The following is a 13,444-nucleotide window of genomic DNA, read 5'->3' as shown; positions in this document are numbered from 1 at the left end:
ATTTGAGTTCAGAAAATTCATTTGATATCGTGTCCAAAATGGACTTGCAGGAATTGACAAACGCTGTTACACAAACGGAAAAGGAAATTGGCACTCGATACGATTTCAAGGGCAGCAAGAGCAGCCTGAAGCTTGACAAAGATGCTCTGACAATTGTGTCAGATGATGAAACCAAATTAAAGGCTGTTATTGATGTGCTGCAATCCAAAATGGCCAAGCGCGGTTTGCCGCTGAAAAATATTGATTACGCGAAGGTAGAGCCCGCTTCATCAGGAACGGTTCGCCAGCGCTTGAATTTTAAACAAGGCATTGATCAGGATGTCGCCAAAAAAATTAATATTCTGATTCGTGATTCCAAGCTGAAAGTAAAGAGTCAGATTCAAGGCGACCAGCTTCGGGTTACAGGTAAAAGCAAAAATGATCTGCAGGCCGTAATGCAGATGCTTAACGGGGCTAACTTGCCACTGGATCTGCAGTATACCAACTTCAAATAGAAGTTGAGAGGGCAGCGCGGATTTACAGACCAGTGCAGAATGTCTTTCAGACATAATACAATAATGCTTTTTGACACTATATTGATACGTATATTATACTGAATGTGCATTGCTGGCAGTCATGCATCAAGTCCAGTCCTCATCGTTTGCTGACTTTGTGAAAAGCAGTACACTTCTGGAAGTCACCGGAGCGTTTCAAAGCGGTTTTGCGTTTGAGCGGTAGACTTTATTTTTTGCGTTTCTACATAGGGTTTCATGTGTATACAAGTCGAACGGTTGAAACGTTTTTGCCATGCTTCAGATGATGAATACGGGATTAAGATGAATGTTTGAAGTAATGGAGGATACAAAGGGAGGGCGTCTTGTGAATTTACCCAACCGGATTACGCTTGCACGAATTTGCTTAATCCCTTTTTTAATGGTGTTTCTGCTTGTGGATTTTCCATTTTATCCCGAGCCGTTACAGCTTGGAAGCCTTACGCTTCCGTATAATCAATTAATTGCTGTTTTCATTTTTATCGTAGCTGCAAGCACGGATGGAATAGACGGCTATCTTGCAAGGAAAAACAATATGGTCACCAATCTGGGCAAATTGCTTGACCCTCTTGCAGATAAACTGCTGGTTACCGCTGTATTGATCTCGCTGGTGCAGATGGGTAAGCTGGATTCCTGGATTGCCGTAGTCATTATCAGCCGTGAATTTGCTGTAACCGGGCTTCGTCAAATTGCTTTGCTCGACGGTTCGGTTGTTGCTGCGAGTGCTTGGGGCAAACTGAAAACGGTGGTGCAGATTGTGGCGATTGTTTTGTTGCTGCTTAACAATTTTCCGTTTTCCTACACAGGTATCCATGCGGATGTCATTGCAGTGTGGGCAGCAGCGCTCATCACGATCTGGTCGGGGATCGACTACTTTATCAAAAACAAAGATTTGCTTCATCTATCCAAAGTGTAATATTTTACGCTGAAACGGGTAATGACTCATCGGGTCAAAGGGCAATAGGAGCTTATCCTATTGCCCTTTGATTACTCAACACATGCGTACAGGAGGATACTGATAATGAAGGCAGAGATTATTGCAGTCGGAACGGAGCTATTACTAGGACAAATCGTCAACACCAATGCCAGATATCTTTCCAGAGAACTTGCTGCAATGGGAATTGACGTATACTTTCAAACCGTGGTTGGAGATAATCTGAATCGGCTTAGTGAAGCGATCCGTATTGCGCAGGGACGAGCTGATGTGATTTTATTTTCAGGGGGCATCGGTCCGACTCAGGATGACTTGACCAAAGATGCACTCGCAGCTGTGCTTCAACGAAAGCTGCACACGGATCGTATGGCAATGGACAAAATTGAAGGCTTCTTCCGTGAACGCAATGTGGAGATGACAGAGAACAATCGGCGCCAAGCCATCGTTATTGAAGGCGGAACTCCCTTGGCAAACGAAACGGGTCTTGCGGCAGGCAATGCGATTGCTGACAATGACAAATTTTATGTAGTGATGCCTGGACCACCTAAAGAGCTCATTCCAATGTTTGAGCAGGAGGTCAAGCCTTGGCTGCTACAGCATGTTCTTACGGAAGAAATGCCTATTTATTCACGAATGCTCAAGTTTGCAGGTATTGGTGAATCGGCTCTGGAGGATCGCTTGCTTGATCTAATTGATGCACAGACCGATCCTACCATCGCTCCGTATGCGAGTGAGGGGGAAGTTACTGTACGCGTATCAACCAAGGCGCCAAGCGAAGGAGAAGCGAAGCTGAAGCTGGATGCGATGGAGGTGCAGATTCGTGAGCGCTTGGCCGAGCATCTCTACGCGAACGAGGATGTGCCTATAGAGTACACGATTGTGACGATGATGTCTGATATGGGACTAACCCTCAGCGCCGCTGAGAGCTGCACAGGAGGGCTTGTGATGCAAAGCCTCACTTCTGTGCCGGGAAGTGCCTCGATGCTGAAAGGGGGCATCGTGTGTTATTCCAATGAAATCAAAGAAAAGCTGCTTAACGTGCCGCACAGCTATCTGGAGGGCGAGGATGCACCAGGTGCAGTCAGTCCTGAGGTGGCTAAAGTGCTTGCGGAGCAGGTCCGTATGATTGGGGATGCTGACTTCGGGCTGGCGATTACAGGTGTGGCGGGTCCGGGGTATTCGGAGCGCAAACCACCTGGGCTTGTGTTTATCGCTTTGGCTGAGCGTGGAAAGGATACTGAAATTCATGAGCTGCGCATTAACGGTAACCGGGAGACCGTCCGCATTCGTTCGGCAAAAGCGATCCTGTATCGCTTGTGGCAAAAGTTAGTGGCCATTGACTGATGCATGGACACGTAACGGTTTGCTTTTATGGATTGAAGGAAGTATAATGGGTGAAGACGGAAGAACCGTAAAATTGGGCTACACAGCCTTGTTTACGGTTCTTTTTCTATTTCCTGAATGTATTTCGTTGAGGAAGAGGCGCCTCTTCGTGAACAAAAAAACGAATGTATGTTCGAAAAAAAGCTTGGCAAACGAGTAAAAACAAGGTATCATTATATTATAAACAGTAAAGGGTGTGAGTTTATTGTCAGACCGTCGTGCCGCGCTTGATATGGCGCTCCGTCAAATAGAGAAGCAATTTGGGAAAGGTTCCATCATGAAACTGGGTGAGTCAACTCACATGAATGTGGAAATTATTCCCAGCGGATCATTGGCTTTGGATATTGCATTAGGAACAGGCGGCTTGCCTAAAGGCCGTATTGTTGAAATATATGGACCTGAATCTTCAGGTAAAACAACTGTAGCGTTGCATGCGATTGCCGAGGTTCAACGTGTGGGTGGACAAGCAGCATTCATTGATGCGGAACATGCGCTTGATCCGAATTATGCAAGCAAATTGGGTGTTAACATTGATGAGTTGCTCTTGTCCCAGCCGGATACGGGAGAGCAGGGCTTGGAGATTGCCGAGGCACTTGTACGCAGTGGTGCAGTAGATATCATCGTTATTGACTCGGTAGCAGCTCTTGTACCAAAAGCGGAGATTGAAGGAGAGATGGGGGATTCCCACGTAGGCTTGCAGGCACGTCTGATGTCACAGGCACTGCGTAAATTGTCCGGAGCGATCAGTAAGTCCAAAACGATTGCAATCTTCATCAACCAGCTTCGTGAGAAGGTTGGCGTAATGTTTGGTAACCCTGAAACGACGCCTGGTGGTCGTGCACTGAAGTTCTATTCTACGGTTCGTCTCGATGTGCGCCGTATTGAGAGCATCAAATCCGGTAATGACATTACAGGTAACCGTACCCGTATTAAAGTGGTGAAAAATAAAGTAGCACCTCCGTTTAAACAAGCGGAAGTTGATATTATGTACGGTGAAGGTATTTCCAAAGAGGGAAGTATCATTGATATCGGTACAGAGCTGGATATCGTTAATAAAAGTGGTGCCTGGTATTCTTACGAAGGCGAGCGTTTAGGTCAAGGTCGTGAGAATGCAAAGCAATTTATGAAAGAGCATAAAGAAATTGCGGATGTAATTGAGCAAAAAATTCGCGAAGCCAGTAATTTGACAACGGCCGTTCCTGCACCAACGAACGAAGAACAAGAAAAAGAAGCGGCTGAGGAACAAGAGTTATTCGAAATTAATGAGTAATTTTATGTCGGGTGCAGACTCGTGCACTCCGATCTGTTGAATCTGTATGAGCGGGCAATTATGCTTATTTAGCTAGGGTGTGTCTGAAAACGCTGGAGGAAGCCAATTTTGCTGAATTTTCGTTCCAAGCGGGAAAGTTTACCGCAGTCGTGCCGGGGCACGTCAAGGGAAAGTGAAACAGCACGGGGAGCAAAGGCGGGAAAAGATGTGCTGTAGCAGGTTTCAAGACAAGCTCTAAATAAGATTGGTTTCTCGTGATGCTAACAGCCTCTGTCCATGCCGGACAGAGGCTGTTAGCATCTATGCCATGTGAAGAATATTAAGGATAGAGCAAAGCGAATTATATCTTGACATGAGTACGGAATAACTAGGAAGGTGAAGGACGCAGTGAGGCATCGCCAAAACCAGCATGAATATGATGAACATGAAGAGGAGCTGCACGAGCGAGTAGAAATGGATGGGTTCTCCCAGCTCCCAGATGATGAAGAGCTGGAAATTACAAAGGTAGAGCGAACCAAGAGCAGGGAGGCGCGTTATCGGATTTCATTTGGTATGTATTCCATTACCGTTCTGGAAGATGTGATGATTAAGTACAGGCTTACTCGGGGAAATACCTTTATGAAGAAGGATCTGGAGGATATCCTGCTTGCAGATGAACGCCAGCGAACGTATGTACAGGCTTTGCGGTTTCTGGAATTCAAGCAACGAACACGGCATGAGTTGAGCCAAAAGCTAAAACAGAAGGAGTTCGCGCCGCCAATCATTCAAGAGGTTCTGGAGCGGCTGGAGCAAGAAAAGCTCGTTGATGACGACCTTTTTGCCAAGGAATGGACAAGACAGCGTATGGAGGGCCAGCGGAAGGGAAAACTGTGGATACGGCAGGAACTGCGTCAAAAAGGCATCGCGAATGAACTTATAGCAGAGGTGCTGGATGATGTGAGCGCTGAGGCAGAGCTAGACACTGCATTGACAGCTGGCCAAAAAAAATGGAAACAGGTACGGGGAGACGTGCAGGAGAAAAAGCGCAAAACGTTTGCTTACTTGATGCGGCGCGGTTTTAGCATGGATCTGGTGCGCCGGGTTGTGAATCGCTTAATTGAAGAAGACGGAGCGGACGAGGCCGAAGATGATGCAGCGTGGATGTGGGAGTAAACGAGAAGACTAACAATCCTGCATTCTCTTGACAATTTCTTTCGTCAAATACTAAAATGGACATGAGTCTGTAAGAAAAGGACAACCCTTTTTCCTTCCAAAAAAGCGGTTTCGGCTTCTGCAGATTTATACCATTCCTGATTATGGGTTCACTGGAAGCAGTGAATAGTACATGTAGTCATGTACATGTGAAATGAAAATCGGCGGGGGATCGCCGTGAGTATTCTTTATTCCCAAACTTATGCAAGGTATGAAAACAGAAAAAGTTGACCCAAGGAGTGCCTTGGAGGAACCAACGAGGAGGTGAACAGTATGGAAATTGCTATCACGATCGCTCTCGTTGTGGCCGCGCTCGTCATTGGGTTCGGAGTCGGATATTTTATTCGCAAATCTCTTGCAGAGGCTAAAATCTCTAGTGCGGAACAAGCTGCCGTACAAATCGTGGAGAACGCGAAGAAAGAGGCAGAGGCACTGAAGAAAGAAACGGTGCTGGAAGCGAAGGATGAGATCCATCGCATTCGCGCCGAGGCTGAAAAAGACACTCGTGAACGTCGGAACGAAATTCAACGACAAGAGAGACGATTGTTGCAAAAAGAAGAGTCGCTGGATAAAAAATTGGAATCACTCGAACGTAAAGAAGAGCAAGTGGCAAACAAAGAGAAACGTATCGATGAAACACAGCAGCAGATCGAAATGATCTACAAAAACCAGGTGACGGAGCTTGAACGGATCTCCAATCTCACGATGGAAGATGCACGCAGTATCATACTGTCCAACGTTGAACAGGAAGTCCGTCATGAGACGGCTCAAATGATCAAGGACATTGAACAACAAGCGAAGGAAGAGGCGGACAAAAAGTCCCGCGAGATCATTACACTCGCCATCCAGCGCTGTGCGGCTGACCATGTTGCGGAGACCACCGTGTCGGTTGTAACGTTGCCTAATGAAGAAATGAAAGGCCGGATTATCGGTCGTGAAGGACGTAACATCCGTGCGCTTGAAACCCTTACCGGGATTGACCTCATTATTGATGATACGCCAGAAGCTGTTATTCTGTCGGGCTTTGACCCGATTCGTCGTGAAATTGCCCGCACTGCACTGGAGAAGCTGGTGGCAGATGGACGGATTCACCCGGCTCGTATTGAAGAGATGGTTGAGAAATCCCGTAAAGAAGTGGATGAGCGTATACGTGAATACGGTGAGCAAGCTACCTTTGAAGTGGGTGTGCACGGTCTGCATCCAGATCTGATCAAGATTCTGGGCCGTCTGAAGTTCCGTACCAGTTACGGTCAAAACGTCTTGAAACATTCGATGGAGGTCGCTTATCTGGCAGGATTGATGGCGGGCGAACTCGGAGAAGACGTCACTTTGGCAAGACGTGCAGGTCTATTGCATGACATCGGTAAAGCGCTGGATCACGAAGTGGAAGGATCACACGTCGAAATTGGCGTGGAACTGGCGAAGAAATACAAAGAACATCCAGTGGTTATTAACAGTATCGCTTCCCACCACGGGGATTGTGAAGCCACATCGGTTATTGCGATGCTGGTTGGCGCAGCAGATGCGCTGTCGGCAGCAAGACCGGGTGCACGCCGTGAAACGCTGGAAACGTATATCAAACGACTGGAGAAGCTGGAAGAGATTTCAGAATCCTTCGAAGGTGTCGAGAAATCGTACGCCATTCAGGCCGGACGCGAAGTTCGTGTCATGGTGCAGCCTGAGAAGATTGATGACGCTGAAGCCTTCCGTCTCGCACGTGATATTACGAAAATGATCGAGAATGAACTCGATTATCCAGGTCATATCAAAGTCACCGTTATCCGGGAAACCCGGGCGGTTGAATACGCCAAATAAAGTATTACGGAAAAGTGGCCGCATCTGCGTGCCACTTTTCCTGTTCATAAGCGATGTAGGAACTTGAGGAGGCAGTAATCGTGAAAGTTTTATTTATCGGAGATATCGTAGGAAATGTAGGACGTAAAGCACTCAAGGAAAATTTACCTTATCTGAAATCGAAATATAAACCCCATGTCATCATTGTAAATGGGGAAAATGCGGCAGCAGGTCGCGGAATTACTAGTGCAATCGCCAATGAATTTTTTAACTGGGGTGTGAATGGCATCACGCTGGGCAACCATACTTGGGACAATAAAGACATTTTTGATTTTATAGATGATGAACCTCGCATGATTAGACCGGCTAATTTTCCACCAGGCACACCGGGTCGCGGTTATACGGTGGTTAAAGGCGAGGGCAAGGAGCTTGCCATTGTTAACCTGCAGGGCAGAACGTTTCTGCCTGCGATTGATTGTCCTTTTCGAGCAGCTGACGAGATTGTGGACGAGCTGCGCAAAAACTACAAATGCATTCTAGTGGATATGCATGCGGAAGCGACCTCTGAGAAGATTGCCATGGGGTGGCATCTCGATGGACGAGCATCCTTCGTTGTAGGTACACATACCCATGTGCAAAGCAATGACGAACGGATTTTGCCTGGAGGTACAGCGTATTTGACGGATGCAGGTATGGTTGGCCCGCGTGACGGTATTCTGGGTATGGAGCGTGAAGCGGTGCTTCGCAAATTTTATACCCAGCTTCCGGTTCGGTTTGTTGTGGATGACGGGAAGTGGCATTTTCACGGTGCTATGGTTGATATTGACGAAGCGACCGGAGCGGCTACGCGTATTGAAAAGATTCGCTTGATGGAAGACGAGTGGCGTATGGAATAGGGGCATTGTCCCATTTTGCCGGGAAAGCCTGTTAAAAAGAAGGAATTTTTTTGCCTCCCGCGAATAACATCTAGTAAGTGGAAACAAACTTTCAACATTCCCAGGGAGGTACTTACCATGGATGTATTAAAAGTTTCAGCAAAGTCCAACCCTAACTCTGTAGCCGGCGCTCTTGCAGGAGTTCTTCGTGAACGTGGAAATGCTGAACTGCAGGCAATTGGAGCGGGAGCACTGAACCAAGCCATTAAAGCGGTAGCGATTGCCCGGGGATTTGTAGCACCAAGCGGAGTTGACCTGATTTGTATTCCAGCTTTTACAGACATTGTGATTGACGGTGAGGACCGAACGGCCATCAAGCTGATTGTGGAGCCCAGATAATACATGTATCAAGCGTATGCATGAGCCTGTTTACGAACGAAGTAGACAGGTTTTTTTGCGTTATTTTCAGACTTTCAGGAGAAGCTTTGGGTAATTTATAGTTAACAGGAGGATGGGCGATGTTGAGAACAGACTGGCGAATAGCTGATTTTCATTGTGATGCATTGAGTAAACTGCTGATGAAGCCGGAGCTTTCATTCGAGACCGCTTCCGAGCTGGATGTGAATCTGCGTCATATGCAAGAGAGCGGGGTGGGACTGCAGGCTTTTGCAATCTATTTACCCGAGGTGCTGGGTCGTGGAAAGTTTGAGCATGTGATGGGACAACTGGACCTGTATCGTAAAAAGGTAGAGTATAGTGCAGAGCGCTCCAGTGGGGTTCAAACGCTGCTTTGGCGTGAGCAGGCTGTACAGATACAACAAGGGGTGAAAAACGCACCCTGGGGCCTTATTACGCTTGAGGGCGTCGATGGGCTTGAGGGTAACCTCTTTTACCTTGAGCTATGTTTTCAGATGGGCGTGCGCATCGTGGGGCTCACATGGAATCATGCGAACTGGGCGGCGGATGGCATTATGGAAAAACGCGGAGCGGGTCTGAGCGATAAAGGCAAGGAGCTGGTGCACCTCTGCAATCGGGTAGGGATGCTGCTGGACGTATCTCATTTGTCGGAAAAAGGGTTCTGGGAACTGGCCGATCTGAGCGAGCGTCCCTTCATAGCCTCTCATTCCAACAGCTACAGCGTATGCCCGCATATACGTAATCTGAAGGATGATCAGATCCAGGCCATCATAACCAGAGAAGGACGCATTGGTCTAACCTTTGTACCGTGGTTTGTCAAGGAGCAAGAGCAAGTGCACGTTGAGGATTTACTGCCGCATATTGAGCAGATCTGTTCACTCGGCGGGGCACATCATCTGATGATGGGTTCAGATTTTGACGGAATATCGGTGAAAATACATGGGCTGGAGCATGCGGGATGTTACCCGAAACTGATCGAGGTTTTGCTGAAGCACTACGACGAAGCACTCGTACAAGGATGGTTATGGGAGAATGCAATGCGGTATCTGGGAGAACACTTGCCAGAGGCAAGACCGTGAGAGACTGAAATGGAAAACAGATTACTAAAATAAGTGTATTTCATGAATTTTCATCAGTTCGTTTTCATTTCACGGTAAAAAGGAGTATAATACCACTTGGATTGCAAGAGCCTGTCTACAGGCCACAGATAAACAAGGAGTGAATTTAGGATGAGTAAAACAGTACCTGTGGGCGTATCTGCCCGTCACATTCATGTATCTCAAGAGCACGTTGATATTTTGTTTGGCAAAGGTTATGAACTGACTGAATTTAAACCACTGTCCCAACCAGGACAATATGCTGCTAACGAAACCGTAGCGGTAATTGGCTCCAAAGGGCAGTTTGATAAAGTGCGTATTCTCGGCCCTGTCCGCCCTGAAACACAGCTGGAAATCTCCATGACAGATTCTTTTGCGATTGGTGTTAAAGCACCTGTACGTGAATCCGGTAGCATCGAGGGCACACCAGGTATTACAATCAAAGGCCCAGCGGGCGAAGTAACCATCGACAAAGGTGTTATTGTTGCGGCCCGTCACATTCACTTCCACACGTCCGATGCTGCTAAATGGGGCATTGAAGACAAACAAATGCTGAAAGTGCGCTTGGGTGGAGCGCGCGGTCTGGTACTCGAAAACGTACTGGCTCGTGTATCCGATTCCTTTGCACTGGATATGCACATTGACACAGATGAAGCGAATGCTGCAGGCGCACGTAATGGCGACACAGCTGAAATTATTGATTAATTGATCTTGAACGACCTTAATGCACCGTATCTGGTGTATGAGGAGAATGTTTAAGCTATGCAAGAAACCTGAGTGTTCTGGCGCAGGCAGTTCTTTTGTTGAACTGGCCGTCAGGTGGCTCAGGTTTTTTTGCTATCTGTATGGCTCTGTTTATTGCGAGGGGCAGTCTTAATTTTTTTGTTAGGTGAAGTCTTGAGCAGAGCTTTATGTGGTTAAACAGGCAAGGCAGCGGTGCTGTTTGCATGTGGAACTGCAGCCCAATTCATGTTATAATTTGCTGTAATGCTCTTTTGATGCATGAGAATTGAAATGCTTGTAAATCCATGAAGAATTGAACGCTTTTTATGAATAGAGGCTGTAAGGAGTGACCGAAGGAAATGGCTAAAGACTCAAAAAAGGATTACTCCCAATATTTTGATTTCTCCGATGCCAAAGTAATTTCGCAAGATGAATTCAGCAAAAAAATTAGAATTCGTGGCCGTGAGATTAATATCAAGGCGGAACCGAACCATCGTCAGGAGAAACAAAGGGGCAAGGAAGATATTCAGGTTCTGTATGACACTGCCGTACCTGATGAGCTGAGAACGATCGGCAAGGGCAAGCGTTATATTGTATATACCTATGGTTGTCAGATGAACGAGCATGACTCGGAGACGATCAAGGGCTTGTTGGAAACGATGGGTTATGAAGCTACAGAGGATCGTAAAGAGGCAGATATTATTCTGCTTAACACTTGCGCGATTCGTGAGAATGCAGAGGACAAAGTGTTTGGAGAACTGGGCCATCTGAAAGCGCTGAAGTTTGAAAATCCGGGCCTGCTATTGGGTGTATGCGGTTGTATGTCTCAGGAAGAGGGCGTCGTTAACCGGATTATGCAGAAGCATGGTTTTGTCGATATGATCTTTGGTACACATAATGTACACCGTTTGCCGCATCTGATTCAGGAAGCAAACTTCAGCAAAGAGATGGTTGTTGAGGTGTGGTCCAAAGAGGGCGACATTATCGAGAATCTGCCGAAAAAACGTGAAGGCATGCGCGGCTGGGTAAACATTATGTACGGTTGCGACAAGTTCTGTACATATTGCATCGTGCCGTTTACCCGAGGCAAGGAACGCAGCCGCCGTCCAGAGGACGTCATTGCGGAAGTAAGAGATCTGGCCAGACAGGGCTTCAAGGAAATCACCCTGCTGGGTCAGAATGTCAATGCGTATGGCAAGGATTTTACAGATCTGAAGTACAGCTTCGGTGACCTGATGGACGATATTCGCAAAATAGATATACCGCGTGTACGCTTTACAACGAGCCACCCGCGTGACTTTGATGATCATCTGATCGAAGTGCTTGCCAAGGGCGGCAATCTGGTGGAGCACATCCACTTGCCGGTTCAATCAGGCAGCACAGAAGTACTTAAACGCATGAGCCGCAAGTATACTCGGGAACACTATCTGAATCTGGCGGCGAAGATCAAGGCGGCTATTCCGGACGTTGTTTTGACGACCGATTTCATTGTTGGCTTCCCTGGTGAAACGGATGAGCAGTTCGAAGATACGCTTTCACTCGTTCGTGAAGTTGGCTATGATTTTGCATATACCTACATCTATTCTCCGCGAGAGGGCACGCCTGCAGCAGTAATGGAGGATAATGTTCCAATGGAAGTGAAAAAGGAACGTCTCAAACGTCTGAACGAAACCATCAACGAGTACAGCCACCGCAGTAATGAACAGCAACGCGGCAAGATTGTTGAGGTGCTTGTAGAAGGCGAGAGTAAACGGAACTCGACAGTTCTGGCTGGACGTACACGCAGCAACAAGCTGGTGCATTTTGAAGGGCCTAAAGAATTGATCGGTACGTTTGTGCAAGTGGAAATTACTGATCCGATGACGTTTTATATTCGCGGTAATTTGCTTACCGAGCCAGTAGCTGCTAATCAGTGAGACAGTAGGCTTTTAACGACATTGCTCGCAAAAGCAGTAACCTACAAAACTCACCGAACAGGATGAGCATTACAGGTTAAATATCAGGTTTGGACATCGGCTTGCTGTAGCGAAGGGGAAGGAAACGATTCTGAAGAAGCGAAGTGTTCGCCTTTATCCGCGGATTTTTCCCTTTGAGAAGGGGATCAGAGAAATCCGGGGATAACAGCGATCGAAAGAACGATCCGAACCCGGAGTGTCCACTCAAGCCGAAGAAATACTAAAACTCACCGAACAGGATGAGAGTTTCAGGTTAAATATCAGGTTTGGACATCGGCTTGCTATAGCGAAGGGGAAGGAAACGATTCTGAAGAAACGAAGTGTTCGCCTTTATCCGCGGATTTTCCCCTTTGAGAAGGGGATCAGAAAAATCCGGGGATAACAGCGATCGAAAGAACGATCCGAACCCGGAGCGTCTATCCAAGCCGTACTATACAAAACTCACCGAACAGGATGAGAGTTTCAGGTTAAATATCAGGTTTGGACATCGGCTTGCTATAGCGAAGGGGAAGGAAACGATTCTGAAGAAGCGAAGCGCTCGCCTTTATCCGCGGATTTTCCCCTTTGAGAAGGGGATCAGAGAAATCCGGGGATAACAGCGATCGAAAGAACGATCCGAACCCGGAGCGTCCACTCAAGCCGAAGTCCAAACAAAGGGTTTAACCGCATTCTCATCTTATATCATCTCATACGAATGGAGCGATCTCAGTGGCGCAGGAAGAAGTGCAGTACAACCATTATGGAATGCCTACCTACGATACGCGCAATCTGGTTATACGCGACGACATTATGGGAAAGGCCAAAGAATTGGCGGACATGCTCGGAACGAGCGAGGAAGTGAAGCAGTTCCAGCAGGCGGAAGCCAAAATTCGAGATCATGAGCGCATTCAGCAATTGATTGCAACGATCAAGAAAAAGCAGAAGGAAATTGTAGCTTTTGAAAGCTTCAATAACAGTGCAATGGTGAGCAAAATTGAACAGGAAATTGATGAATTGCAAAACGAACTGGACAGCATTCCGCTCGTGACGGAGTTCCAGCAGAGTCAGAGTGACATCAATTATCTGCTTCAGCTTGTTATCTCTGTCATTCGGGATACAGTATCCGAAAAAGTCAACGTCGAAGCCGGAACGGATTCACCTCCAACCAGCTGCGGTTAAATGAACGGAAGGGTGCGGACGCAGTCCGCGCCTTTTTTGACATCAGCCCGGAGGCACGTATTATTACTTTAGTGGAGTTACAGGTATGGAGCGGCGATCATCTGCACACATCAGAAA

General features: G+C 47.1%; 12 protein-coding genes. All 12 read left to right on the top strand.

Annotated elements, in window-relative coordinates:
- Positions 1-2 precede the first annotated feature (2 nt).
- The 12 genes from DFQ00_RS00310 to DFQ00_RS00250 all read left to right on the top strand — a co-directional run bounded on the left by DFQ00_RS00310 (position 3) and on the right by DFQ00_RS00250 (position 13,327).
- Positions 3-494 carry a YajQ family cyclic di-GMP-binding protein gene (locus DFQ00_RS00310; protein ID WP_110893041.1) on the top strand — a complete coding sequence of 164 codons (492 nt, stop codon included), beginning with the start codon at positions 3-5 and terminating at the stop codon, positions 492-494.
- 364 nt (positions 495-858) lie between these two features.
- On the top strand, positions 859-1,446 hold the full coding sequence (gene pgsA / locus DFQ00_RS00305) for a CDP-diacylglycerol--glycerol-3-phosphate 3-phosphatidyltransferase (protein WP_110894011.1): 588 nt from the start codon (positions 859-861) through the stop codon (positions 1,444-1,446).
- Between the two features lie 105 nt (positions 1,447-1,551).
- Positions 1,552-2,808, top strand: a complete 1,257-nt coding sequence (locus tag DFQ00_RS00300; RefSeq protein WP_110893039.1) for a competence/damage-inducible protein A — start codon at positions 1,552-1,554, stop codon at positions 2,806-2,808.
- A 244-nt stretch (positions 2,809-3,052) separates the two neighbouring features.
- Entirely contained in the window at positions 3,053-4,117 is a 1,065-nt protein-coding gene (recA, locus tag DFQ00_RS00295) for a recombinase RecA (protein WP_110893037.1), read from the top strand.
- Between the two features lie 387 nt (positions 4,118-4,504).
- Positions 4,505-5,269, top strand: coding sequence for a regulatory protein RecX (locus tag DFQ00_RS00290; RefSeq protein ID WP_244213648.1), 765 nt, complete (start codon positions 4,505-4,507; stop codon positions 5,267-5,269).
- A gap of 312 nt (positions 5,270-5,581) precedes the next feature.
- Positions 5,582-7,123, top strand: coding sequence for a ribonuclease Y (gene rny / locus DFQ00_RS00285; RefSeq protein ID WP_110893035.1), 1,542 nt, complete (start codon positions 5,582-5,584; stop codon positions 7,121-7,123).
- A gap of 80 nt (positions 7,124-7,203) precedes the next feature.
- The gene (locus DFQ00_RS00280; RefSeq protein ID WP_110893033.1) at positions 7,204-7,998 is read left to right on the top strand and encodes a TIGR00282 family metallophosphoesterase; all 795 of its coding nucleotides are present in this window, start codon (positions 7,204-7,206) and stop codon (positions 7,996-7,998) included.
- A 117-nt stretch (positions 7,999-8,115) separates the two neighbouring features.
- Positions 8,116-8,376 carry a stage V sporulation protein S gene (locus DFQ00_RS00275; protein ID WP_007430104.1) on the top strand — a complete coding sequence of 87 codons (261 nt, stop codon included), beginning with the start codon at positions 8,116-8,118 and terminating at the stop codon, positions 8,374-8,376.
- A 119-nt stretch (positions 8,377-8,495) separates the two neighbouring features.
- Positions 8,496-9,473, top strand: coding sequence for a dipeptidase (locus DFQ00_RS00270; protein ID WP_110893031.1), 978 nt, complete (start codon positions 8,496-8,498; stop codon positions 9,471-9,473).
- 150 nt (positions 9,474-9,623) lie between these two features.
- Positions 9,624-10,196, top strand: a complete 573-nt coding sequence (gene pduL / locus DFQ00_RS00265) for a phosphate propanoyltransferase (RefSeq protein ID WP_110893030.1) — start codon at positions 9,624-9,626, stop codon at positions 10,194-10,196.
- A gap of 377 nt (positions 10,197-10,573) precedes the next feature.
- A complete protein-coding gene (gene miaB, locus DFQ00_RS00260) occupies positions 10,574-12,130 on the top strand; it encodes a tRNA (N6-isopentenyl adenosine(37)-C2)-methylthiotransferase MiaB (protein WP_110893028.1) in 1,557 nt (518 codons plus the stop codon).
- Between the two features lie 783 nt (positions 12,131-12,913).
- Entirely contained in the window at positions 12,914-13,327 is a 414-nt protein-coding gene (locus DFQ00_RS00250; protein ID WP_253298943.1) for a YlbF/YmcA family competence regulator, read from the top strand.
- Positions 13,328-13,444: the final 117 nt, after the last annotated feature.

The organism is Paenibacillus barcinonensis, from assembly GCF_003217495.1.
In the GTDB taxonomy this organism is placed as follows: domain Bacteria; phylum Bacillota; class Bacilli; order Paenibacillales; family Paenibacillaceae; genus Paenibacillus; species Paenibacillus barcinonensis.
The sequence above is the reverse complement of the archived record's forward strand: the minus strand, read 5'-3'. Positions and strand labels throughout refer to the sequence as shown.